This is a genomic window from Actinomadura darangshiensis, assembly GCF_004349235.1.
Lineage (GTDB): Bacteria > Actinomycetota > Actinomycetes > Streptosporangiales > Streptosporangiaceae > Spirillospora > Spirillospora darangshiensis.
This window is the reverse complement of sequence record NZ_SMKY01000014.1, coordinates 40,754-65,143: the sequence shown is the minus strand read 5'-3', so window position 1 is coordinate 65,143 and position 24,390 is coordinate 40,754. Positions and strand designations below refer to the sequence as shown.

Below are 24,390 nucleotides of genomic sequence, written 5' to 3'. Positions count from 1 at the left end.
CCCCGGAACCCCCTTTTCGCCGCGGCGGTCGGCTCGCCCGTCCAGTGGGTGTTCGACCGCACTGCCGTGAGCGGCCTCACCGGCGGCCAGTACCTCGCGGTCTCGGTCTCGGCGGCCGACCGCTGGATCGACACGCCCACCGCCGAACTGCGCGGGGTGTACCTCGCCGCGCTGGAGCGGCTGTTCCCGGCCGCCCGCCGCGCCCGCGTCACGGACTTCTTCGTGACCCGGGAGCGGCACGCCACATTCCGTCAGAGCCCCGGCAGCGGCGCGCTGCGTCCCGCGTCCGCGACCCGGCTGCCAGGGCTGTTCCTCGCCGGCGCGTGGACGGACACGGGCTGGCCCGACACGATGGAGGGAGCCGTGCGCAGCGGTCTCACCGCGGCCCGTCTCGTCCGGCGGCACCTGGATCGGGTGCGCAGCGGCGAGGTGAGCGGCCGATGACCACCGTCCCGACCTCGATCACCGACGGGCGCGCCCTGGTCGACCAGGCCATGCGCGCCGCCGCGGAGCGCCTCGACCCGTGGACGCGCCGCGTCGTCGCCTACCACCTCGGCTGGACCGACGAGGACGGCAGACCCGCCGCGGCCGGCGGGAAGGCGCTGCGCCCCGCGCTGGCGCTGCTGTCCGCCCGCGCCGCCGGGACGTCCTACGAGACGGCGCTGCCCGGCGCGGTCGCCGTCGAGTTCGTGCACGCGTTCTCGCTGCTGCACGACGACATCATGGACGGCGACCGGACCCGCCGGCACCGCCCCGCCGCGTGGACGGTCTTCGGCCCGTCCGCCGCGATCCTCGGCGGCGACGCGCTGCTGGCGCTGTCGGAGGAGCTGCTGCTGGACCAGCACACCCGCGGCGCGCACTGGGCGGCGCGCGCGCTGACCGCCGCCACGCAGCGGCTCATCTCCGGCCAGGCCCTCGACATCGGGTTCGAGTCGCGCGACGACGTGGCCCTCGACGAGTGCCTGACCATGGCGGCCGACAAGACCGGCGCGCTGCTCGCCTGCGCCTGCTCGATCGGCGCGATGCTCGGCGAGGGCCCCACCCGCCTCGTCACCGACCTGACCGGGTACGGCGCCGAGATGGGCCTGGCGTTCCAGCTGGTGGACGACCTGCTCGGCATCTGGGGCAGCCCGGAGACGACCGGCAAGCCCGTCCTGTCCGACCTGCGGACCCGCAAGAAGTCGCTGCCGGTGGTGTACGCGCTGAACTCCGGGCGGCCGGAGTCGGAGCGGCTCGCCGAGCTGTACACCCGCCCGGAGCCGCCGTCCGAGGACGCGCTGCGGGAGATGGCGCGGCTCGTCGAGGCGGCGGGCGGCCGCGACTGGGCCGCGGCCGAGGCGGACCGGCGGATCGCCTCCGCCGGCCGCTACCTCGACGACTCGGGCATGGACGACGTCGTGGCCGCCGAGTTCCGAGACATCGCACTGTTCGTCACATCCCGGGATCACTGACCCCAAGGCGCGCGCGGACGAGAAGGGAAGCGCTGCATGACCACGACCGAAGTTCCCGGACTCACCGGCGCGGCCTCCGCCGCCGTCGAGGCCGCCCGCGGCCACCTGCTCGGGCTGCAGTCCCCCGAGGGCTGGTGGAAGGCCGAGCTGGAGACCAACGTCACGATGGACGCGGAGGACCTGCTGCTCCGCCAGTTCCTCGGCATCCGCTCCGACGCCGACACCAAGGAGGCGGCGCGGTGGATCCGCGCGCAGCAGCGGGACGACGGCACGTGGGCGAACTTCCACGGCGGCCCGGCCGACCTGTCGACGACGATCGAGGCGTACGTCGCGCTGCGCTTCGCCGGGGACCCGGTGGACGCCCCGCACATGCGCACGGCGGCCGCGTTCGCGCGGGAGGCGGGCGGCATCGAGGGCAGCCGCGTGTTCACCCGGATCTGGCTGGCGCTGTTCGGCCAGTGGTCCTGGGACGACCTGCCCGTCATGCCGCCCGAGCTGATGTTCCTGCCGAGCCGGGTGCCGCTCAACGTCTACGACTGGGCGTGCTGGGCGCGGCAGACGATCGTCCCGCTGACGGTGCTGGGGTCGCTGCGTCCCGTCCGGGATCTGCCGTTCGACCTGCCCGAGCTGCGCAGCGGCGTCGCGCCGCCGGACGACGCGACGGGCTGGGGGCGGGCGTTCAACGCGCTCGACCGCGTCCTGCACGTGTACGAGAAGGCGCCGGTGCGCCCGCTGCGGCGCGCGGCGCTGCGCCGGGCAGCGGACTGGATCGTCGCCCGGCAGGAGGCCGACGGCTGCTGGGGCGGCATCCAGCCGCCGTGGGTGTACTCGCTGATGGCGCTGCACGAGCTGGGCTACGGCCTCGACCACCCGGTCATCAAGCGCGGGCTGGACGGCCTCGAACGCTTCACGATCCGGGACGAGAAGGGCCGCCGCCTGGAGGCGTGCCAGTCGCCGGTCTGGGACACCGTCCTCGCCATGAACGCGCTCGGCGACGCGGGCGCCCCGGCCGACGACCCGGCGCTGCTGTGCGCGGCCGCCTGGATCGTCGGCGAGGAGGTCCGCGGGCCGGGGGACTGGTCGGTGCGGCGGCCGGACACCCCGCCGGGCGGCTGGGCGTTCGAGTTCGACAACGACGTCTACCCCGACACCGATGACACCGCCGAGGCGATCCTCGCGCTGCGCAAGGTGTCCTACCCGGACGCGGAGGCGCCGATCGAGCGGGCGATCCGGTGGCTGAACGGGATGGCGTCGCGGGACGGCGGCTTCGGCGCGTTCGACGCCGACAACACCCGCGAGCTGTGCACCAAGCTGCCCTTCTGCGACTTCGGCGCCGTCATCGACCCGCCGTCCGCGGACGTCACCGCGCACGTCGTCGAGGCGCTCGCCAAGGAGGGCCTCGCGGAGACGACCGTGGTCAAGCGGGCCGTCGTGTGGCTGCTGAAGGCGCAGGAGGCGGACGGCTCGTGGTTCGGACGCTGGGGCGCCAACCACGTCTACGGGACGGGCGGCGTCGTCCCGGCGCTCATCGCCGCCGGCGTCGGGCCCGGCAAGCCCGCGATCCGGCGCGCCGTGGCGTGGCTGGAGGAGCACCAGAACGACGACGGGGGATGGGGCGAGGACCTGCGCTCCTACGAGGACCCCGCGTGGATCGGGCGGGGCGCGTCCACGGCGTCCCAGACGGCCTGGGCGCTGCTGGCACTGCTCGCCGCCGGTGAGCGCTCCCCGGCGGTGGACGCCGGTGTCCAGTGGCTCGTCGACAACCAGCGCCCGGACGGGAACTGGGACGAGGAGGAGTTCACCGGCACCGGGTTCCCCGGCGACTTCTACATCAACTACCACCTGTACCGGCTGGTGTTCCCCGTCAGCGCCCTGGGCCGGTACCTGGGAGGTGCCACATGACGCGGCTCCTGGTGTGCGCGGCGCTCGGCATCGAGGCCCGCGTGGTGTCGCAGGACGACGAGCTGGCCGTCATCCGGATCGGCATGGGGGAGGCCAAGGCGCGGGCCGCCGCAGAGAACCTGCCGGAGTTCGGCGCGCTGGCCGTCGTGGGCTGCGGCGGCGCGCTGGACGACCGGCTGCGCCCCGGCGACCTCTTCGTCGCGACCGAGGTGCGGGGGCCGTCCGGGACCGTCCGGTGCCGCTCGGCGGAACCGCTCGCCGGGCTGCTGGAACGCACGACCGGCGCGACCGTCCACCGCGGGCCGCTGGTCAGCCTGGACCACATGGCCACCGGCCTGGAGCGCGGCTCCTTGGCCGCCACCGGTGCGCTGGTCGCCGACATGGAGTCGGCGGAACTGGCCGCGGCGGCGGGGGACCGGCCGTTCGCGGTCGTCCGCGCCATCGTCGACACGCCGGGGCGCCCGCTGGTCAGCCCGGCGACGATCCCCGGCGGGACGGCCGCGCTGCGCCGGCTGCGCACGGTCGGCCCGGCCCTGCGGGAATGGGCGGACGCGGCCGGCCCGCGCCGCCTCCTGCTCGCCGCCCCGCGGTCGTTCTGCGCCGGCGTGGAACGGGCCATCGAGATCGTGGAACGCGCGCTCGACCTGCACGGCCCGCCCGTCTACGTGCGGAAGCAGATCGTCCACAACTCCCATGTCGTGGACGACCTGAGCGGCCGCGGCGCCGTCTTCGTCGACGAACTGGACGAGGTGCCGTCCGGCGCGGTGACGGTGTTCTCCGCGCACGGCGTCGCGCCCGCCGTCCGGGAGGAGGCCGGCCGCCGCGACCTGCGGGTGATCGACGCGACGTGCCCGCTCGTGTCGAAGGTGCACGCGGAGGCCCGGCGGTTCGCCGCGCAGGGCCACCTCGTCGCGCTGATCGGGCACGCCGGGCACGAGGAGGTCGAGGGCACCCTCGGCGAAGTGCCGTCCTCGACCTTCCTGGTCGAGTCGCCGGAGGACGTCGCGGCGCTGCCCGCCGACCGCCCGGTCGCCTACCTGACCCAGACCACCCTGGCCGCCGACGAGGCCGGCGAGGTCGCGGAAGCGATCACCGGCCGGTTCCCCGACGCGGTCGGCCCGCACACCGACGACATCTGCTACGCCACCACCAACCGGCAGGAGGCCGTCACCGGCGTCGCCCGCGACGCCGACCTCGTGCTCGTGGTCGGCTCGGCCAACTCGTCCAACTCCCGCCGCCTCGTCGAGGTGGCCGAGAGCCGCGGTACCCCCGCCGTGCTGATCGACGGGCCCGCGGACATCCCGCTCGGGCGGATCACCGGCGCGCGCGTCATCGGCCTGACCGCCGGCGCGTCCGCCCCGCCCGCCGTCCTCGACGCGGTCGTCGACGCCCTGCGCGGCCTCGGCCCGGTCGAGACGAAGGAACACACGGTCACGGTGGAGACCACCGAGTTCACCCTGCCCAAGGAGGTCCGGACACCATGAGCATGCCGCTTCGCCAGAGCCTTCGCATCGGGGGCTACATCCTCCGGAACAAGATGCGCCGCAGGGACAAGTTCCCCCTGATCGTCGAGCTGGAACCGCTGTTCGCCTGCAATCTCGCCTGCGCCGGGTGCGGCAAGATCCAGCACCCGCACGACATTCTCAAGAAGCGCATGCCGGTCGAGCAGGCCGTCGCCGCTATCGAGGAATGCGGTGCCCCGATGGTCTCCATCGCGGGCGGCGAACCGCTCATGCACCCGCAGATCGACGAACTCGTCGGTGAACTCGTCAAGCGCAAGAAGTTCGTGTTCCTGTGCACGAACGCGTTGCTCATCCCGAAGAAGCTCGACAAGTTCAAGCCGTCGCCCTATTTCGCGTGGGCGGTGCACATCGACGGCCTCCGCGAACGGCACGACGAGTCCGTCTGCAAGGAGGGCGTCTTCGACGACGCCGTCGCCGCCATCAAGGAATGCCAGCGCCGCGGCTTCCGCGTCACCACCAACACGACGATCTTCAACACGGACACGCCGCAGACGGTCATCGACGTGATGAACTACCTCAACGACGACCTCAAGGTCGACGAGATGATGATCTCGCCGGGCTACGCCTACGACAAGGCGCCCGACCAGGAGCACTTCCTGGGCGTCCAGGAGACGCGGGAACTGTTCAAGAAGGCGTTCGCGGACGGCAACCGCAAGCGCTGGCGGTTCAACCACTCACCGCTCTTCCTGGACTTCCTCGAAGGCAAGGTCGACTTCCCCTGCACGGCCTGGGCGATCCCGTCCTACTCCCTCTTCGGGTGGCAGCGTCCCTGCTACCTGATGTCGGACGGCTACGCGCAGACCTACCGGGAGCTCCTGGACGAGACCGACTGGGACTCCTACGGCCGCGGCCGCGACCCCCGCTGCGCCAACTGCATGGCCCACTGCGGCTACGAGCCCACGGCAGTCTTCTCCACCCTCACCTCCCTGAAGGAGTCCCTCCGCGCCGTCCGCTCCGTCTGACGTCCGGAGCCGAAGACGACGGGCAGCCCCCCGGATGCGATGGGGCTGCCCGCGTAGCGGACCCGCGCGGTCAGAGCGTGTCGAAGAGGTTGGGTTTTCCGGCCCGGTAGCGGCGGGCGTCGAGGTCCTTGATGCCTTCGAGCTCCGGCGGCTGGTAGAGCGGCCAGACGGTCACCTGCTCGGCGGGGGACCCGGCGGCGTCCAGCAGCGCGTTGACCGCCGCCCGCCCCGACTCGTTGGCACCTTCCATGGTGGCGAGGTCGACACCGGTCCGGACGTAGTCGCCCGCCATGAACAGGTTGGGGATCTCCGTCCGGGGATGCGGGCGGTTCTTCCAGCTCCCGACGGTGTTGACCATCAGGGGCTCGTCGTTGGCGCTGCGCCCGGCGGCCGGATCCCAGCTGATCGCGGGGTCGAGGACCCACGAGTGGACGAGGTCGTCCGGGAGGACGGAGCGCCCGGTGTCCTCCAGGTGGTCCTTCATCTGCGCCCACGCCTCCTTGGCGACCTGGGCGGGGCTGCACTCCTTCGCGGGCCTGCCGTACAGGATGCCGGGGGTGTCCCAGTCGGAGATGTCGAGCGACAGGCTGTCGGCCACGGTGCCGTCGCCGTAGTCGCGCTTGTAGTCCCGGTCCCACAGCCTGCTCTGCAGGACGGCCGTGAGCTGCCAGGGGGAGTCCATGAAGTTGACCTCCTGGCCGATGCCGTCCGGGCTGCGGCGCAGGAAGAACTGCAGGCCGTTCATCCACTCGGTGTGCAGGTCCTTCAGCGCGGCCAGCGACGGGTCCAGGGCCAGGACGGCGGGGCTCAGCAGCGCCCGGGCCCGCTCGACCGGCATCGCGGAGACGAACCAGTCGGCCTCGGCGCCGCGGCGGGTGCCCGCGGCGTCCACGAGCCGCACGGACCGGATCCGTCCCGACGCGACCTCCAGCGCCTCGGCCGTCTGGCCGACCTCGAACCTCACCCCGCGACCGCGCAGGTAGGCCACCCACGGATCGATCCAGGCCTCGTTGGTGGGTGCGGTGAGCATGCGCGCCAGGCCGCCGTCGGTGCCGAGCCCGATGCCCGACAGCACGAACGCCTGCCCCATCGCGCCGACCGTCTTGGTGCTGGCCACCTCCTCCTTGACGGCCACGAGCCCGCGGGTCAGGAACCGCGCCACGATCGCCTGGTAGTCCCTGGACTTGCCCTCCGCCCGCACGTACTCCCACCACGGGACGTTCTCCCACTGGCCGAGGCGCCGCTCGTCGCTGCTGGTCACGTAGACGATGAAGCGGTTGACGAACAGCAGCAGCTCGTCCGCCGGGAGGGCGCTCACCTGCTCGACGAGACCCGTCAGCGTCTCCTTGAGGACGTCGAGGGTCAGCCCGCCGCCGCCCGGGTCGAGCAGTTCGGGGACGATGATGTCCGAGCGGCCGCCGTTGCGGGAGATCCGCGTCGACGACAGGTCGATCATGTTGTCGTGGACGCCGTCGGCGTTGCCCTGGACCGGGATGCGCCGCATCGAGTCGGGCACGTTGCGGTAGAACCCGGGGAAGAACCGGAAGCCGTGCTCGCCCTGGAGGTCGCGCCGTCCGCCCTTGCCGGTGCCCTCGACCGGGATGCTCCGGGCCTTCCCGCCGAGGGCCTTGCGTTCGAAGACCGTGACGTCGAAGCCGCGCTCGATCAGTTCGTGGGCGGCGGCCAGCCCGGACATGCCGCCGCCGAGGATCGCCACCTTCTTCTTCGTGCCCGGCGCCGCGTGCGCGGACGCGGCGGGGAGCAGGGCCGCCGCGCCGACCGCGGCCGTGCCGTACAGGACGCTGCGCCGCGTGAGGCCGGTCGGCCGGCGGTCGCCTGTGCTCTGTTCACTGTCCATTTTCACTGCCCATGGTCGCCGTCCTTCTCGGGGTGCGGGGGTCAGGACCGCGGCAGCCGCGCCGCCAGCGTCCGGATGTGCTCGATGAGGCCGAGCGACCCGGGGGTGGTCTCGCCCAGTGACTCGGGCAGGGCGAGCAGCCCGGAGTCGAGGATGAACGGGTCCACGACGTGGAAGGTCCGGTCCAGCCCCGGCCGCTCGCCCTTGAGGCCGTCCGGTGTCGCGAGCAGCGAGGTCGGGCAGGTCAGCCTGGTCCTGTCCGGGTAGCTGAACAGGCCGGACACCTTCCAGTCCGACAGCTTGATCGTGCTCATGCAGCCGTAGGTCTCGTCCTCGGTCACCCGGCCGACGACGCCCTGCCAGGTCCCGTCGCCCTTGACCACGCCGCCGAGCAGCGTCGCGGTGCCGTCGGCCTCGTGCGAGACGCCCCACTCCCAGCCGGAGTAGCGCTGGTCGGCGACGTTGAAGTTGCCCCAGTTGTGGTCGTGGTAGCCGCGCCATCCGCTGACGTCGATGCGGGACGAGGATCCGGGCGGCTGGAGCCATCCGTTCACATGGCTCGTCGCGACGGGCGACGACCAGTACATCGTCTGGCCGCCGTCATAATCGATCGGCCCGCCGGTCACGCCGGGCAGGGCGTTGTCGAACCAGATGTCGGCCTTGGCGAACAGGCCGTGCCACGTCAGGTGGTAGCCGCGCCGCGGGTCGTAGACGAGGTCGCCGGCGCTGCTGGTGACGGACGGGCCGTCCTTCGCGGTCACCGCGGCGACCGGTTCCGGCAGCACCGTCTTCCCGCCCTCCTCCGGGTACCAGAAGATCAGCCCCACGGGGACCGGTGCGGTGAACAGCATCGCGATGAACGTGCGGTGGGTGGCCGGGTCCATGACGTGCGAGTACCACCACTCGGTGGCGGACCCGGGGTGCGGACCGTCGTCGCGGGGCTCGGCGAGCTTGCCGGGCACCTGCGTGAGGTCCGAGCGCTTGATGTCGGTGCGGGGAATCCAGGACCCGGGGTCGTCGCCGGCCTTCGCGCGACCGGCCGGTCCGAGCGCGGCGAGGGCCGTGACGGCCAGGACCAGCGAGAAGAGCAGCGCCAGGTTCCGGCGGACGGTGTAGGGACGTACCACGTTGAGCCTCCTCGGCCATGCCCCCCGTGACGTCGGGCCCCTCAGGTGGAGCCGTGGACCGAGTGTGATTCGGTTGCCAACGGCTGTCAAGCACACTGTCGACACACTGTCCGATCACGTCGCCGGCGGGTACGCTGCCGCCATGGCCTCCACCACGCAGCCGCGCAGGAAGGTCCGCGAACGGCGTGACGACGTGCGGCGCCGCGTACTGCGGACGGCCGCCGAGATGATGGCCGACGGGACGCCGTACACCGAGCTGCCCGTCCAGCGCATCGCCGAGCGGGCGGACGTGGCCCGCTCGACCTTCTACCTGCATTTCCCGGACAAGAGCCGGCTGCTGATCGCGATGGCGGAGGAGGCGGTCGAGGCCCTGTTCGGCGAGGCCGTGACCTGGTGGCGGGCCGACCACGCCGACGGCGAGGACGGCGTCGCCCATGCCATGCGGCAGACGATCGCCGCCTACCGCGAGCACCGCCGCGTCCTCCACGCGCTCGGGGAGGTCGCCGGCTACGACCCGGACGTCGCGGCCTTCTGGCGCGACCGGATGCGGCGCCTCACCGAGGTCGTCCAGAACCGCCTGGACGCCGAGCAGCGCGCCGGCACCGTCGGCTCCGGCATGCACACTCCGACGACGGCCCAGGTCCTGATCTGGACGGTGGAACGCACGGTCTCCGCGCACTGCCACCACGACGAAGGACCGGGCGACGAGCAGATGGCCCGCACCCTGGCCCGCACGATCTGGCTGACCGTCTACGCCGTACCGTAGGCGGGAAGGATGACGGGCGACGTCCAACGGAGGGGCCGCGGATGCCGGACACGCCACGACCGGAGATCGACACGACCGCCCCGCATTCGGCCGCATCTGGGACTACTAGCTGGGCGGCAAGGACAACTACCAGGTGGACCGCGAGGCCGGCGACGCCGTCCTCCGGGTCCTGCCGGGAATCGCCGCCTCCGCGAAGCAGGACCGCGCCTTCCTCGGCCGGGCGGTGCGCTTCCTGGTGTCCCAGGGGATCCGGCAGTTCCTGGACCTCGGCGCCGGCCTCCCGACCGTCGACAACACCCACGAGGTCGCTCAGCGCGTGGCCCCGGACTCCCGCATCGTCTACGTCGACAACGACCCGCTGGTGCTCGGGCACGCCCGTGCGCTGCTGACGGGCACCCCGGAAGGGGCGTGCGACTACATCGAGGCCGACATCCAGGACACGCGGACCGTGCTTTCCGAGGCGTCCAGGACGCTGGAGTTCGACCGTCCGGTGGCCATGATGCTGCTCGGGGTCCTGAACCACATCCTGGACGACGCAGAGGTACAGCGCCTCACCGCCGACCTGCTGCGCGGCCTCGCCCCGGGCGGCTACCTCGTCATCTCCCACACCTGCGACGCCACGACCGACGAACTGGACGGCGAAGCCATGCGCCGGGCAGTGCGGGAGGTCATGGAACGCGGCGGCACCCTGATCCGCGCCCGCTCCCCGGAGGAGATCGAGGCCCTGTTCGCCGGAACCCGCCTACTGGACCCGGGCGTGGTGTCCTGCTCCCGCTGGCGCCCCGACCCGCTCTCACAGGACGCCCCAGAGGTCCCCCACTACAGCGGCATAGGAGCACTCCCCTCCTGACCTGCTCCACCGTGATCGGGTCTTCGGGGCGGGTTCGCGGACGCTGCGTCGGGCGTCCGGCCGAACCTCACCAATGGCGGCATTCCGGCCTTCTATGAGATGCCAGGAAAGGGTGCTTGATATGCTCTCGTGGCGTTTAAGGAGTCGAGAGGAGTGGCATGCCGGAAGACTCCAAGTCGAAGGTCGATCTGGAGGGTGTTCCTGAGACGCTTCTCTGGAACCTCTACCAGCGCGCCTCCGAGGCAAGGCGTCCGGACGCGGTGCTCAAGGACCCCAAAGCGATCGGACTGGTCGACTCCGTCATCGACTACCCGTTCGAGGAGCGATTCGGCAAGGCCAGCCTCGGCCAATGGCAGGCTTTGCGCGCACGCCGTTTCGACGAGGAAATACGACGCTTTATCGACGAGCACCCCGACGGCCAGGTCGTCGCCCTCGGAGAGGGGCTGGAGACGCAGTTCTGGCGGGTCGACAACGAGCGGGTCCGCTGGCTCGGCGTCGAGCTGCCCGAGATCGCCGAACTGCGCGAGCGGCTGCTGCCGGACGACACGGGCCGGGTACGGACGGTCGGCGGCTCGGCGCTGGACGGTGAGTGGATGGAGCACGTGGACCCGTCCAAGGGGCTGCTGCTGTCCGCGCAGGGCCTGCTGATGTACTTCCAGGGCGAAGAGGTGCACCGGCTCGTCGCCGAGTGCGCGGAGCGGTTCCGCGGCTCCACCATGATCTTCGACGGGGTGCCGCCGTGGTTCAGCCAGCGCACCGTCGAGGGGAAGATGAAGACCGCGCAGGGATACGTCTCGCCCCCCATGCCGTGGGCGGTGGACGCGGCGGAGAAGGACCGGCTCCGCGAGATCCCGCACGTCGCCGAGGTGCGCGACCTGCGGGCGCCGCGCGGCAGGGGCCTGCTCTACGGGTTCGTCTTCCCGCTGGCCAACCGCGTCCGGGTGGTCCGCGAGCTGGGCGTCAGCGGACTGCCCATCATGGCGATGCGCTTCGAGGGCACCGGCCGACCCTAGGCCCTGGTCATAGCGGACACGGGGCCGGTCGTGCGGGAAGCCGGGAGGAGGCCATCTCTTTCGGGCCCTCCCGCGGGGGCGCGGCCTCCGGGCCGCACCCTCGCGGGACAGGTGCCGTGGGTGGTCAGCCGACTCGGGTGGGCTCCGGCCGGGGTGGGGCGGTGGCCGGCCGGGACGGCTTCACGCGGAGGATCTTGGCGACCGATTCAGGCAGGTACCAGTTCCATGTGCCCATCAGCGACACCAGTGATGGAAGCAGCATCGAGCGGACGATCGTGGCGTCCAGCAGAATCCCGAATCCGAGCCCCGTCGCCATCACTTTCAGGTCGGTGCCCGGACTGGACGCCAGCGCCGCGAACGCCAGGAACAGGATCAGCGCCGCGCTCGTCACCAGGCGTCCGGTGCGGCCGATGCCCTGCACGATCGCGGTCGTGGTGGACCCCGACGCGTCGTACTCCTCACGCATCCGGGCCAGGATGAACACCTCGTAGTCCATCGACAGGCCGTACAGGAACGCGAACACCGTGAGCGGCACCCAGAACGTGACCGCTCCGGTCTCCGAGACGCCGAAGACAAGGTCGGATCCGATGCCCTGCTGCCAGAACAGCACGATGAGCCCGAACGTCGCGCCCATCGACAGCAGGTTGAACAGCACCGCCTTCAGGGGCAGCAGCAGCGACCGGAATGCCCGCACCAGCAGGACGTAGGTGAGCAGTGCGATCAGCGCGAGCATCAGGGGGAAGTTGCCGTAGACCGCGTTGAGGAAGTCGATCTGCGCGGTTCCCGTGCCGGTGACGCCCAAGACACCCGGGGTGCGTTCGGCCCGGTCGATGACATCCCTGACCGTGTCGACGCTCTTGGAGTTGACCGTCTCCTCGTCGGGTATCAGCACGACCACCGTCTTGCCGGCCCGGTTGCTCGCCGGCCCGTGGGGCACGAGCGCCCGCTCGATCCCCGGTACCCTTCCCAGTTCGGCGGCCACGGACCGTGCCCGGCCGGTGGACGCGAGGACCTCGATCGGCGTGAGGTTGCCGGTGGTGACCCCGCCCCGCTCCAGGGTGGCCAGCGCCTCGTAGGCCGGTCCGCTCTCGGCCAGCGAATCGCTGGACGACATCCCGACCCTGATGCCGGTGAACGCTCCGACCAGCGCCAGCAGGGCCACGATCGACACGCCCGCCGCGATCCAGCGGCGCCGCACCATCAGGCTCGCCCACCTGCTCCATGTCCGGCTGGCGGAGTCCTCCCGGCGGATCCTCGGCCAGTCCCAACGGGGACCGACGCTGCCGAGGATCGCGGGCGTCAGAGTGAGCGTCGCGGCGACACTGGCCAGCGGGATCAGCGCCCCGCCCACACCGAGGCTGCGCATGAACGGTACCGGCAGCACCAGCAGCGCCAGCAGCCCGATCGCGACCGTCACCCCGGAGAACACCACGGCGTGCCCGGCGGTCTGCGTCGCGATGACCACGGCCTCATGGTTGTCCGCGCCACGATGGCGTTCCTCCCGCCACCGGGTCACCACCAGCAGCGAGTAGTCGATCGCCACGCCCAGCCCGATCAACGCGATCAGGAACTGCACGAGGGCGGAGAAAGTACCGAGTTCACTCAGCGGCAGCAGCAGCGCGAACGTCGCCAGGATAGACGCCGCGGCGATGATCAGCGGCAGGAACGCCAGCATCGAGGCGAACACGAACGCCAGCACCGCGAGCGCGCCGACCGAGCCGATGAGCACCTCGATCAGGATCCCCGGCCCCTCGGACTCCGAACCCGTGCCCAGAACGCTCTCACCGGTGACACCGATCGTGGTGCCCGGTGGTTTGGCGGCGTCCAGCGCCCGGTGGATCTCGTCGGTGGGAATCTTGGCGGTGGCCGACGTCTCGTACTGGAAGAACACCATGGCGTAGGCGGTGCGCCCGTCCTCGGTGACGAAGGCCGGATCACCCGTGGTGGCCTGGTCCAGCACTCGCACGTTGGGGACCTCGGCCTGGACGTGGGCGAACACGGCGGCCACTCCCGCCTGGTCGCCCGCGACCGTCCGGCCCTCGGGGAGGCTCAAAGTCACCAGATAGGGCGCGGTGTAGCCGCCGTTGCCGAAGGTCCTGGTGATCTGCTCGGCGGTCTCGCTGCCGGGCTCGCCCGGCAGCGAGTAGTCGGTCGTCATACGCTCGGTGACCTGGCCGGATACGGCGCCGCCGGCGATGGCGACGACGAGCCAGAACACCATGACCAGCCGGCGGTGGGCCAGCATCAACTCAGCCCAGCGTCGCATGGTGCCCCCTTTCCCTCGGTCGGGCCACCGTTCAGCCCTCGGCCTGGATGAGGCCGATGATGTTGCCTTCGCCGTCCTTCACCGAGGCGACGAGCTTTCCGCCGCCGACGTCACGGACCTCCTGCACGGACACGGCACCGCCGTCCAGGAGCGCCTGGTACTTGGCGCGGATGTCGGCGACATGCCAGTAGGGCGTCGGGTGGATCAGGCCCTTCTCGCGAGCGGCGGGGTCCAGCCCCACGTCCTGCCCGGCGATCTTGAATCCGACGTAGTAGGGCTGGTCCATGTAGGGCTCGCCGTCGGCGAGCACGGCCAGCAAAGCCTTGGCCTTGTCCAGATCCTGGACGGGGAAGATGATGGTCTGGACGCCTTGGTTCATGTCTGTGCTCCCGCGTTGTCACGTCACATCGACGTCGTTCCGGTGGTCAAGGGACTGACAACCCGCGACGAAAGAGTGTGACGATGACCGAGGACGAATTCCTGGCGGCCCGTTTCGAGGAGCACCGGGCCCGCCTGCGGAATGTGGCCTACCGGGTGCTCGGATCACCGAGCGAGGCCGACGATGCCGTTCAGGAGGCCTGGCTGCGGGTCAACGCGGCCGGAGCCGGCGGGGTGGAGAACCTGTCCGGGTGGCTGACGACGATCGTTACCCGCGTCGCGCTCAACATGCTCAAGTCGCGCGCTTCCCGGCGTGAGGACTTCGTGGACGACCAGGGCGCCCAGGGTGCGGACGAGGACGGCCCCGAAGAGTCGGCTGTCCTCGCCGATTCCGTCGGCTTCGCGATGCTGATGGTCCTGGACACACTCACACCGTCCGAGCGGGTCGCGTTCGTGCTGCACGACATCTTCACCGTGCCGTTCGACGAGATCGCCCGCATCATGGACCGGACGCCCGCCTCCGCCCGGCAACTGGCGAGCCGGGCCCGCCGCCGCATCCAGGGTGCCCCAGGCCCGCCCGAGGCCGCGAAGGCTCGTCAACGCGCGGTGGTCGACGCGTTCCTAAGGGCCTCCCAGTTGGGCGACCTCAGCACGCTGATCACCCTCCTCGACCCTGACGTAGCACTGCACGCCGACCAGACGGCCGCGCGGGCAGGCGCCCCGGGACTGGTGCTGGGCGCAGTCGACGTCGCGGGGACCTTCTCCGGCCGCGCCCAAGCGGCGCGACCCGCCCTCATCAACGGCACCCCCGGCCTGGTCTGGCCCTCTGCCGAACACCCCAAGGTGGTCTTCGCCTTCACGATCACCAACGAAATGATCACCATGATCGACATGGTGTCCGCCCCTGATCACCTGGCCCTCCTCGACATCCGCCCCCACACCCCCTGACCGAGGCGTCAGGAGAGAGGTCGTGAGCGCCGCACCTGGTCGCGTTCCAGCGTGCGCAACAGTCACGCGGCCGAATGCGGAGCACGCCTCGGGTCAGTCGGCGGATGCGGCCGTCCCTGCCAGACCGTGAGGGTCGAAGGTGACGTAGCGGTTCGGTTCGCTGCCGGTGCCCTTGACCTTCAGGAGGCCGGCGAGCCCTTAGCGGCTGGTGATGCAGGCGAGGGGTGCTCGCCGGGCGGTGTTCGGGGCTGATACGACTGGGTGTATCGAATGTTGTCGCGGCGGTTGTATACGCGCCTTCCAGCGCAGAACCGCGCCGCGCCCCGCGCTGGTTCTCAGCGACCCAGTCGCGCCCCACCGCCGCTGACATCGTGTCCTCGCCGAACCTGACCCGCGCCCTCGAGTACCACCCGCAGGGCCTCTTCGAGCGGACCGGCAGCATCTGGCGCGCCCAGGGCCGCCGTGCCCGCCTCGAACTCACGCACTTCCGCCGCTACGTGATGACGAACTCGCTCAGGAGGAGAAGGGCGGCGATTTTATGGCGTCCAAGAACTCCACGGCGTCCAAGGTCTCCGATTCCGGTAACGCCAAGAGCGGCAACGGCCGCAACTCCAATGCCGCCGGGGAGCGCGAGGAGGAGTACGAGGGGGACCGCTGACCCCAAGGCTCAACCGGACACCTCCGGGGAAGGCGCCCTCTGACGATGCCGGTCACTTCCGCCCCTGCCGCGTCGAGGTCGATCGGACGAAATAGCGGTGATCCGGGCACTGGCGCTGACGGCAAGGACAGGGCCATTGAGGAAATAAGGCATGTCCAAACCTTACAGCGTTAGGGTCGGGGGTGGATTCGCAGTTTCCAGCAGAGCCCGGACCACGAAGTGTTGCGGAAGCAAATGTCCTCGCCGGACGCCCTCGATGAGGAGTCAGGGTGGTGGAGGTGGGGTGCATGAGGGCTTCTCGCTCAGCAGCGCTGTGCACCTGGAGAAGGCGGCGGGCCAATGCGGCGTGACGGTGCGCGGCGGCAGGATCAGGCCGGCTCTGCTGCGGTGGTGGGTTCCGACGTTCGGAGTCGGTTTTCCTTGGCGACGGTTGTCGTTCGGTGAGTGCGAAGCCAGGGAGGGCGCCAGCGGCCGGCGGGGCGGGCCAGCGCCGCTTGGCGACCGTGACGCGCCCCTGGTTGCTGGAGGCGCCTACGGCGGGAAGCGGCGGTGACTCAGCAGAGGAAGCATCGGTAGCGGGTGCCTGTGGTGGAGTGCCGGACTCTGCCACCGCTGTGTCCCGGCTCCTGGGAGGGGCGAGTGCCGCAATATGAGAGGGGCCGCTCCTGCTGACTCGAGGCCGCCCATGCAGCGCGAACGCCGCGGCGGCCGCGGTGGCCTGCTCAGGGGTCGGCGGCGCCCGCAAGGACAACCAACCGCCTTCACGCTGGGCCACCTCGACTAGACTCGTGACCTCCAGTTCGGCCAGCCGCCGCCGTCCAGTACAGGCCGACACGCCAGACAGCGCCGCCAGCCGTCCGACCGTTGTCTCGATCGTGCTGGACCGGTTGCCCCGTGCCGCTTGGTCGAGGACGGCCGCGTAGAGGCGCCACGCTTCGGCCGAACCATCCCGGAGGCCCGACGGCCCCCGGCCCACACAACATCGAGCGTCCACGCCGGTACCGCCGCGAAACGCTCACGGGTTTCTGCGGGACGCCGCCGCACCATGTGCAAAACGCTGCGTTTACATCCGCGCGGTGCGGAACGCTCCCGAGAGTCCGGGCGGCTGTCAATCAGACCACTCCCACCACGCGAACGCCGGCTCGCTCGCGAAGTCTTCGGCCGACGAAGCGGCCGCAGTATCCGGTGGTCCTGGCGGTGGAGGTCTTGGATCGACCGGCGCGTCGTCCGGGGAGGGTGCTGCCGTTGTTTCGGAAGGGGAGGAGACGTCCAGGGCGGGCGAAATGCCTGGTCCCTGGCTGGTCCACAGATGGTCGCCATCGACCGCATTCGGCGGCCCATTGCCGCACCCGTCGCTGGCTGGTCCTTCCTGCTGTCCGGGCAGCTCAGCAGATGTTTCTGCTGGTGATTGAGAGGTGCCCCCTGCAGGATTCGAACCTGCGCACACGGCTCCGGAGACCACCACCGATACGGCCCTTTACCAGGGGAAACGCGGCTAGGTCGTCATCGTTGGGGCACAAGTGGAACACGCCGCGTCGCTGTGAGCGGCTCTGAGGAGAAACGAAGCGGCGCGAAGCTTGTGCCTCGCGATCTCCCCCTGAAGGTGCTTCCTGGGCGTCTCACGGGTCGGCCGGCGAACCAGCCCAGGACGGCGGTAGAGACCCACCACAGCGGGATCCGGCCAGAGTTGGCCCCAACACGTGACAGCGAGTCCAACTCTGGTTACCTTCGGCCTATGCCCGAGTTGGTGCTGTCGGCCAGTGATGACCACGTTCAGCGGATTGCGAGTGAAAAGGATCCGGTCCGCGCGATCATCGAACTCATCTGGAATGGGCTCGACGCTGAGTCCGACCGGATCGATATTTCCTTTGAGCGCGGCGAGTTGGAAGCCGTCAACAAGGTAATTGTCCGGGACTGGGGACATGGCATAAGTGTCGATGAAGTGGCTCGGACTTTCGGCGAGATAGGCAACTCCTGGAAATCTAGAGCTAAGCGTAGTAAGAACGGCAAGCGAAAAGTTTGGGGAAGTAAAGGACAAGGGCGTCTCCATGCTTTCGCTCTAGGCGACAGGATTCGGTGGGTCAGTATAAGTGACGATACTGCGGGCAAGCGTTGGAAGTTGACCATAAACGGAAGTCGATTCGACCGTCACCGGTTTAACTATGAAAGTGTTGAGCTCGCCGGGAGAGAACGATCGGGCACGGTTTTTACTGCATTCAATGATTCTCAAACGGCGAGAGTTCAGCGCTTGGCGTCACCGCGAGCTAGGGAGAGCGTAGCGGCCACTTTCGCCCCGTTCTTGCTAAATAATCCAAACGTCGAAATTTTCTATGATGGTTCTTTGATAGATGTCACGGATCAGATCTCGGAGAACAGGCTTCTGGATCGGACCATCGAAACCGAGGAAGGTAGGGTGTCCTACGCGATCAGAATCATTGAGTGGAAAGCTGGAAAGCACCATTCGATCTATTATGGCGAATCCATAGATCACGCGGTCCATGAGGTGGACGGGAAGGATATTGAGCCGCGATACAATTTTTCGGTCTATGTGGCTTGGCCTGGCTTTAGTGAAAGCGGCGAAGATGTCGCGCTAGGAGAGCTTGCGCCATCTCCTGTAGCGGAGATCGTGAGAGATGTTAGAGAAGCAGTCCGTGACTATTTCAGTTGGAGGCGTCGGCAAGACAGAAGGAGTCAGATCGAACATTGGAAGCAGACTGGCGTCTATCCCTACAAGGAGCCTCCGCAGAACGAAGTGGAGCGTGTAGAGCAAGCTACGTTCGACCTAGTTTCGGGCACTCTTAGTGGGCATATCGCCCAAGGGAAGATGAGTGCAGGCTTGACGCTTCATCTACTCCAGAACGTGCTTCGCCATGAACCTGAATCGTTGCTCAAAATTCTACATGAAGTGCTTGCGCTCCCGACAAGCGATAGGGACGCCCTAACCGAGCTTATCGACTCCACATCTCTAAGTAACATAATTCGCTCCACATCGAAGATTGCAGACCGTGGCCGGTTCTTGGTTGCTCTCGACCACATTGTGTACGATGCAGTCGGATCCAAGGATGTGAAGGAAAAAGACCATCTTCACCGAATGCTTGAGAAAGAACTGTGGGTGTTTGGTGAAGAATATAATGTGATGAGAAGTGAACGCGGCCTCACTGAGGCATTGCGGACGCATCTAAAACTGACTGGCTTGCCGACGGATAAAATTCGCCCAGTCCGTACGCCTGAGGGTAAGAGCGGCAGACTTGACCTACATCTCGCGGTCTCGAAGCGTGAGCACGGCCGAGTAAGGCATCTGGTTGTCGAGTTGAAGGCACCGGGTGTCCTCCTTGGGCGAAAGGAGATAGACCAAGTAGAGGACTATGGTAATACTGTTATCTCTGATGTTCGATTCCGTGATCCGGCAGCCATGTGGGACTTTATTCTTGTTGGAAGCAGGATAAGCGATACAGCGCGAAATCGAATGCACGGAGATAATGCACGCGGCTTGTTTTATGAGCCGCCATCAAGGGACGAAATGCAGCCAAAGGTTCGCGCTTTCGTTCGCAGTTGGCGTGAAATCATCGACGAAAATAGGTCGCGCCTAGAGTTTTTCTCTGATGCGCTTGAGCACGATCCGTCACTACCGGAGTCTTTGGCCTATCTGAGGAAGGTGCACTCCAGGGCCTTGCCAGAGCAACTCAGGCAAGGGCAAGAAGATGCTTCGCCGCAAGGTGAGAGCCCGACTGGATGACATGTGACGGCAAGGGGTAGACCGCTCGTGCGCAGTGCGAGAGACTCGCACCATGGCCAAGCTGACCATGACACGGAGTCGGTGGAACGAACTTGCTGGGCTGCTGAGGGATGAGCAGAGGCTTCAGTCCGAGTACCCCAAAGTGGCCGAGTACCTGAGCACGGCGGCACGGCTGGCAGGTACCGGAGATGACGATACTGACGCGCAGTTCGATCTGCGGTTCGTGCATTATATGACCGCTGGCAAGACCGCGAGCACAAACCCTTATTGGGACATTGTTGAGCCGTTGGTCGTAGAGCATGATGGTCGTCGTTTGGTGAACGGTGGTCGCGCGGAAGGCAGTGCGCGACTCGCCTTTGCGCAAATGCTCTTGCAGGCTAGCTACGCGTACGCGATACCGTCCCCGCAGACGATCGAATGGGCCGCGAACTTCTGTGGAAATCTCCCGATTGTAGAACTCGGAGCCGGCCGAGGCTATTGGGCTGCGCAGTTGGCTCGCGCAGGGTTGACGGTTGACGCGTATGATTCCGAACCGCCGGACAAGGCACTGAATGCCTCGTTCCCCAAAGTGGTCGGCCAGGTTGACGTTTGGCACCCTGTTAGAAACATGGCCGATTTTGCGACGCGTGCCCGGTCATCGGATTACACGCTATTCCTCTGCTGGCCTCCTGGCTGGGGCGACACTATGTCGTGTGAGGCGCTCACGTTGTACGAGGCTGCTGGCGGCGAGCGAATCGTCTACATTGGGGAGCCGAGGGGCGGCAAGACGGGCAACGATGCCTTCTTCGACGCCTTGTCGTCTCGCTGGAGACTCGACACCGTAGATCCACACTTCGTTTCTTGGTGGACAGATAGGGACATGGCACAGGGCTGGGTCAGAATCTGAGTCCGTGCATGACAAAGGGGGTGCCGAAACGAGTCGGCACCCCCTTTGTCATGGCTCTACTTGAGGGTCATGCGGAACACGAACGCGTCGTAGCGGTCGCGGGGATATGAGATGTCGGAGAGCATGATGATTCGGTCGTCGGCGGACAGGAACTGCTGGTGAACTGTCTTGACGAGGTCGCCGGGCGTAGTCCGTAGCCACTCGGCATGCGACTCCGCTGGTAGTTGGTCAGAGATCGTCTCTTCCAGGTAGGCGGCTTCCGAGATGCCGGCGACGTCCCGCGGCTGGTAGGTGTCCGAGATCGAGATCGGTCGCCCGTTCTCGGTGGCTCGGGTGATGACGTGGTTGATCTCCTGCCCCGCCGGTACGCCGAGGGCCTCCGCGAGTTCGGTTGAGGCGGGGATCTGCTGAGTCTCTCGCTCTACCTGAACCTGCTGTTCGGACTCGTTCTCGAATGACCGTTCGGCGGTCTCCATCTGGCGTTCAGGAGACACGCGAACGAGGTTCGGCCGGTCGGCGACGAAGTTTCCTCGCCGGCGTACGGAGCGAACGAGGCCCTGGCTCTGGAGGAGTTCGAGGGCCTTCCGAACCACGATGTCCGAGACGCCGTGCTCTTGGGCGATCTCGGCGTAGCTCGGTAGCTGGGTGCGGGGTGCGAGCTCACCCCGTCGGATACGTCGGGCGTACTCGCCTGCGATGCGGACGTAGGCCGGTTCTGCCACTCCTGATCAACCCCTTCGCTGTTCGGTGGCCTTTTGACCAGCGTATACGCACCATCGTATACCTAGGCCTTGTGCGTATACGAAGCTACGTATACGCTGCGACCAGTGACCCGCTCCCAACGGAGCGAATCACCGTAAGTGCCCGCAAGGTCATCAGGAGGTTCCAGGTGTTCCCGCAGAAGTCCAGCAACATCCCGCAGTGGCTCGCCGGCATCGCCGTCGCCATCTTCGCGATCAACAACCCGGAGAAGGCCGCCGCACTGGTCAACCAGGTGATCCACGCGATTACGACGTTCTCGGGCTCGCTGGGCTGACCGGCGATGACGACCAACTACCCGCAGACCGTTGCTCCGTCCGCGATGTCGCTGGCGAACCTGGTGACCGAACTGGCGACGCGCGGCGACTGCCGACACGACCCGGACCTGCACATGGGACCCGACGCGTTCGAGTCCGAGCCGATCGCCGAGCGGCTGGCCCGTCAGGACGTGGCCCGCGAGGTGTGCGAGGACTGCCCGGTCTGGGAGCTGTGCCTGGACTACGCGCTGCGGATCCGCCCCACGTTCGGTGTCTGGGCAGGCCACCTGCCGCGTGAGCTGGCAGCGCTACGTCGCGAGGTCCGGACCCTGCCCGCGCCCGACCTGGGCGAGGTGGCGTGATGCTCGGTGCCGACCCGATCGTCTTCCCGGCCGTGTTCGCCGCGCTGTACGCCGCGCACGAGGTGGGAGATCACTGGTTGCAGACGCACGGGCAGGCATGCGGCAAGGGCGCGCCCGGCTGGTCCGGCCGCCTGCTGTGTGCCCGCCACGTGGCCACGTTGACCGCCGTCAAGGCCGCCGCCGTCGCGCTGGTGGCGCTGGTGCTGGCCCTGCCGGTCAACCCCTACGCCCTCGGCGTCGCGCTGGCGGTGGACGCGGTCTCGCACTACTGGGCCGACCGTAGGTTCACGCTGCTGAGGCTGGCCGACTGGCTCGGTCGCACGCTGATCCACGGGAAGGGCGAGTTCGCCCGGCTCGGCGACGGCGCCGCCGCACCGACCGGCACGGGTGCCTACGCCCTTGACCAGTCATGGCATGTCGGATGGCTGTTCGCCGCTGCGCTGCTGGCCTCGCTGGGGGTGTCGGCATGACCGCCCTGCTCCTGTCGCTGGCCGTGCTCGCCGGTCTGTGCTGGCTGAGCCTGTCCCCGTTCCGCCTCGCCGGCGCCGGTGTGGTGCTGCTGATCACGCACCCCGTGCCGACGTTCGCTCTCACCGCCGTGGTGGCCGTCGCGTTGACGGTGGCCGCCGCTCGGATGGCCTACCGGTCGCTGAGTGAGGACGGCTGGCATCTGGTCACCGTGCAGCGGCCCGCGCTCGCCATGAGCCGTGCGGGAGGTGTGGCGTCATGACCCGCCGCCGTAGCCCTGCCCGGTTCTACGACCCGACCGGCGCCCGGTTCGGAATCCCCACGTGGCCGTGGCGCATGGCGCCGCCGCACCTGCGCACCCACCGCCAGCTCGCCGCCGAGGGCCTGCGCCCTGGCGGTCAGGAGATCGCCGGACAAGTGCTGTGGAACTCCCGCCGCTACAACACGCCCGGTGGAGTGCGCGCCGCCTATCTCTACGATGTCCGCCTCGCGCTGCCCAAGCGTGTCCCGTCCGAGCGTCAGCGCCTCGCTCTCGGCAAGGCACTGGCCGCCCGACGGCTGTGCCCGACCTGCCGACGCGACGCCGGTTACGTCCTGCCCCGCCACCTCGGTACCTGCCTTGAGTGCGCCGAGGTCGCCGACCTCGGCGAGGCGGAGGTGACCGCGGCATGATCACGCCCACCCCCGGCTACGCCGCCGCGCCGCGCCGAACGTTGCACGCCGGTCCGGTCAAGCGCTGCCTGACCTGCCGCACGCCGCTGGACGGCGGCCCGGTCCGATTCCGCTGCCACCCGTGCGGCGCACCGATCATGGCCGCCGACCTCGACCCCGAATACCACCCCGCCGACCACTCGACCGGCCGCCCGGCCGGCGACCGTCCGGGCGTCGACTCCAACCCGGTCCGGACCGCCCCCGACGGGAGGCACAACCCATGACCGCCACTCCGTTCCACGTCCCGGCGAACCTCGGCGCACAGGCCACCACCTCGCACGCCGCCGACCATGCCGCCATCCCGCTCCGACCGCTGACGCCCCCCAACGAGATCCCGACCGACCCGCCCGCCTCGCCGACCACGCCCGAGAGCGCCGAGGGCGACACCTCGCAGGGGCGTCCGCTCACCAGTAACGAGTTCACCGCGGTTGCCGTGGTGGCCGCGCTGGTGACCGTGCTGGGACTGCTGGGGTTCATCAACAGCTTCGCCGCGGTCGCCGACGCTGCCCGGCCGTCGTTTGGGCGGTTGGCGTGGTCGGTGCCGATCGGTATCGACCTGGGCATTGCGATCTTTGCCGCCCTCGACATCGTCCTTGCTCGGCTGGACATGCGCGTTCGGTGGCTGCGGTTCATCCCGTGGGCGCTGACCGCCGCGACCGTCTACCTGAACGTCGCCGAGCAGTCGACCGCGTTCGGACGCCTCGCGCACGCCATGCTCCCGGCGCTGTGGGTGTGCGCGGTCGAGATCGCCGCGCACGTGATCAGGATCCGCGCCGGCATCGCTGCCGGAACCCGCATGGACGGGATCCGCGCCTCGCGCTGGATTCTCGCCCCGTGGCCCACGCTCAAGCTGTGGCGCCGCATGGTGCTGTGGGAGATCCGCTCCTATCCCGACGCGCTCGCCCGTGAACGCGCCCGCGTGCTCGCCCTGACCGATCTGCAGGACGCCTACGGCCGGTGGGCATGGCGCCGCCGCGCACCCCGCCGCGTCCGCGCCTTGTACCGACTCGGTGACCTCGCCCCTGCCCCGCTGGCCGATGGACCGGCCGCCGAGATGACCGCTGCTCGGTCCGCCGGACCGGTGGTGGACCGTCCGGGCGTCGCCGAGGTGGACCGTCCGGCGCTGGAGCCTGGACCGTCCGCAATATCGACCGGTGGACCGTCCGGCACCCGGTCCGGGACCCGCAAGCGGACGAGCGCACCCAAGGGGGGAGGCGGTCCCGGTGGACGGTCCGCGCGTCCGTCCCGCACCCGCAAAGCAGCCAAGACCCCGCCGCCGGACGTGGACGACCTCATGCCCCTTGGCTGGCGCATCGCCGCCGACCTCGACACCGCTGGCGAACCCCTGACGCGCAACAGCCTCGCCGCGCGGCTGCGCGCCGCCGGACAGACCGCTGGCAACGCCCGCGTCGGCGCCCTGCTCGCCCGCCTCAAGACCGAAACACCCGCCCACTCCGTGACCAACGCCGCCCCGGCCGCCGAGGGAGAGAACGCGTCATGAACCACGCA

At 69.0% G+C, this 24,390-nt stretch carries 23 protein-coding genes; 18 read left to right on the top strand and 5 right to left on the bottom strand.

The window, feature by feature from the left end; genetic code table 11:
• The 5 genes from E1293_RS05550 to hpnH form a co-directional block, all read left to right on the top strand.
• Nucleotides 1-444: FAD-dependent oxidoreductase (locus E1293_RS05550; protein WP_207938676.1), on the top strand; the 444-nt coding region annotated here is incomplete at its 5' end.
• Nucleotides 441-1,451, top strand: a complete 1,011-nt coding sequence (locus E1293_RS05545; protein ID WP_132194479.1) for a polyprenyl synthetase family protein — start codon at nt 441-443, stop codon at nt 1,449-1,451. The genes E1293_RS05550 and E1293_RS05545, both read left to right, overlap by 4 nt.
• Before the next feature lie 36 nt (nt 1,452-1,487).
• Complete coding sequence (gene shc, locus E1293_RS05540) at nt 1,488-3,353, top strand: squalene--hopene cyclase (RefSeq protein ID WP_132194477.1); 1,866 nt, start codon at nt 1,488-1,490, stop codon at nt 3,351-3,353.
• Nucleotides 3,350-4,837, top strand: coding sequence for a 4-hydroxy-3-methylbut-2-enyl diphosphate reductase (ispH, locus tag E1293_RS05535; RefSeq protein WP_132194475.1), 1,488 nt, complete (start codon nt 3,350-3,352; stop codon nt 4,835-4,837). Before shc ends, ispH begins: the two co-directional genes overlap by 4 nt.
• The gene (hpnH, locus tag E1293_RS05530; RefSeq protein WP_132194473.1) at nt 4,834-5,838 is read left to right on the top strand and encodes an adenosyl-hopene transferase HpnH; all 1,005 of its coding nucleotides are present in this window, start codon (nt 4,834-4,836) and stop codon (nt 5,836-5,838) included. Before ispH ends, hpnH begins: the two co-directional genes overlap by 4 nt.
• Before the next feature lie 70 nt (nt 5,839-5,908).
• Here the strand turns inward: hpnH and E1293_RS05525 are convergent, their stop codons facing one another.
• A complete protein-coding gene (locus tag E1293_RS05525) occupies nt 5,909-7,696 on the bottom strand; it encodes a hydroxysqualene dehydroxylase (protein ID WP_132194471.1) in 1,788 nt (595 codons plus the stop codon).
• Between the two features lie 41 nt (nt 7,697-7,737).
• A complete protein-coding gene (locus tag E1293_RS05520; RefSeq protein ID WP_132194469.1) occupies nt 7,738-8,823 on the bottom strand; it encodes a hypothetical protein in 1,086 nt (361 codons plus the stop codon).
• A 142-nt stretch (nt 8,824-8,965) separates the two neighbouring features.
• Between E1293_RS05520 and E1293_RS05515 the strand changes: the two genes are divergently transcribed.
• The 3 genes from E1293_RS05515 to E1293_RS05505 all read left to right on the top strand — a co-directional run bounded on the left by E1293_RS05515 (nt 8,966) and on the right by E1293_RS05505 (nt 11,452).
• Complete coding sequence (locus E1293_RS05515; protein WP_132194467.1) at nt 8,966-9,589, top strand: TetR/AcrR family transcriptional regulator; 624 nt, start codon at nt 8,966-8,968, stop codon at nt 9,587-9,589.
• 133 nt (nt 9,590-9,722) lie between these two features.
• Entirely contained in the window at nt 9,723-10,439 is a 717-nt protein-coding gene (locus E1293_RS05510; RefSeq protein WP_243716038.1) for an SAM-dependent methyltransferase, read from the top strand.
• Nucleotides 10,440-10,597: 158 nt separating this feature from the next.
• Nucleotides 10,598-11,452, top strand: coding sequence for a class I SAM-dependent methyltransferase (locus tag E1293_RS05505; RefSeq protein ID WP_132194465.1), 855 nt, complete (start codon nt 10,598-10,600; stop codon nt 11,450-11,452).
• 124 nt (nt 11,453-11,576) lie between these two features.
• Here the strand turns inward: E1293_RS05505 and E1293_RS05500 are convergent, their stop codons facing one another.
• Together E1293_RS05500 and E1293_RS05495 are read right to left on the bottom strand one after the other, a co-directional pair.
• Nucleotides 11,577-13,718 carry an MMPL family transporter gene (locus E1293_RS05500; protein WP_132194463.1) on the bottom strand — a complete coding sequence of 714 codons (2,142 nt, stop codon included), beginning with the start codon at nt 13,716-13,718 and terminating at the stop codon, nt 11,577-11,579.
• 31 nt (nt 13,719-13,749) lie between these two features.
• A complete protein-coding gene (locus tag E1293_RS05495) occupies nt 13,750-14,097 on the bottom strand; it encodes a VOC family protein (protein ID WP_132194461.1) in 348 nt (115 codons plus the stop codon).
• An 83-nt stretch (nt 14,098-14,180) separates the two neighbouring features.
• Here E1293_RS05495 and E1293_RS05490 point away from each other — a divergent pair, with 83 nt between their 5' ends.
• From E1293_RS05490 to E1293_RS05475, 3 genes are all read left to right on the top strand, one after another.
• Nucleotides 14,181-15,044, top strand: a complete 864-nt coding sequence (locus tag E1293_RS05490; protein WP_132194459.1) for a sigma-70 family RNA polymerase sigma factor — start codon at nt 14,181-14,183, stop codon at nt 15,042-15,044.
• 2,393 nt (nt 15,045-17,437) lie between these two features.
• On the top strand, nt 17,438-19,438 hold the full coding sequence (locus tag E1293_RS05480; protein ID WP_132194457.1) for an ATP-binding protein: 2,001 nt from the start codon (nt 17,438-17,440) through the stop codon (nt 19,436-19,438).
• Between the two features lie 52 nt (nt 19,439-19,490).
• Complete coding sequence (locus E1293_RS05475) at nt 19,491-20,324, top strand: hypothetical protein (RefSeq protein ID WP_132194455.1); 834 nt, start codon at nt 19,491-19,493, stop codon at nt 20,322-20,324.
• A gap of 56 nt (nt 20,325-20,380) precedes the next feature.
• Here the strand turns inward: E1293_RS05475 and E1293_RS05470 are convergent, their stop codons facing one another.
• Complete coding sequence (locus E1293_RS05470; protein ID WP_132194453.1) at nt 20,381-21,046, bottom strand: GntR family transcriptional regulator; 666 nt, start codon at nt 21,044-21,046, stop codon at nt 20,381-20,383.
• Between the two features lie 167 nt (nt 21,047-21,213).
• On the opposite strand from E1293_RS05470, the gene E1293_RS47285 reads away from it, so the two are divergent.
• The 7 genes from E1293_RS47285 to E1293_RS05440 are packed head-to-tail and all read left to right on the top strand — an operon-like array spanning nt 21,214 to nt 24,382.
• Nucleotides 21,214-21,360, top strand: coding sequence for a hypothetical protein (locus tag E1293_RS47285; RefSeq protein ID WP_157419387.1), 147 nt, complete (start codon nt 21,214-21,216; stop codon nt 21,358-21,360).
• A gap of 6 nt (nt 21,361-21,366) precedes the next feature.
• Nucleotides 21,367-21,702 carry a WhiB family transcriptional regulator gene (locus tag E1293_RS05465; RefSeq protein WP_132194451.1) on the top strand — a complete coding sequence of 112 codons (336 nt, stop codon included), beginning with the start codon at nt 21,367-21,369 and terminating at the stop codon, nt 21,700-21,702.
• Nucleotides 21,702-22,172, top strand: a complete 471-nt coding sequence (locus E1293_RS05460; protein ID WP_132194449.1) for a transcriptional regulator — start codon at nt 21,702-21,704, stop codon at nt 22,170-22,172. Before E1293_RS05465 ends, E1293_RS05460 begins: the two co-directional genes overlap by 1 nt.
• Entirely contained in the window at nt 22,169-22,432 is a 264-nt protein-coding gene (locus tag E1293_RS05455) for a hypothetical protein (RefSeq protein ID WP_132194447.1), read from the top strand. Before E1293_RS05460 ends, E1293_RS05455 begins: the two co-directional genes overlap by 4 nt.
• Complete coding sequence (locus E1293_RS05450) at nt 22,429-22,842, top strand: RRQRL motif-containing zinc-binding protein (protein ID WP_132194445.1); 414 nt, start codon at nt 22,429-22,431, stop codon at nt 22,840-22,842. Before E1293_RS05455 ends, E1293_RS05450 begins: the two co-directional genes overlap by 4 nt.
• Nucleotides 22,839-23,105, top strand: coding sequence for a hypothetical protein (locus E1293_RS05445; RefSeq protein WP_132194443.1), 267 nt, complete (start codon nt 22,839-22,841; stop codon nt 23,103-23,105). Before E1293_RS05450 ends, E1293_RS05445 begins: the two co-directional genes overlap by 4 nt.
• Nucleotides 23,102-24,382, top strand: a complete 1,281-nt coding sequence (locus E1293_RS05440) for a DUF2637 domain-containing protein (RefSeq protein WP_132194441.1) — start codon at nt 23,102-23,104, stop codon at nt 24,380-24,382. Before E1293_RS05445 ends, E1293_RS05440 begins: the two co-directional genes overlap by 4 nt.
• The last annotated feature ends 8 nt before the right edge of the window (nt 24,383-24,390 follow it).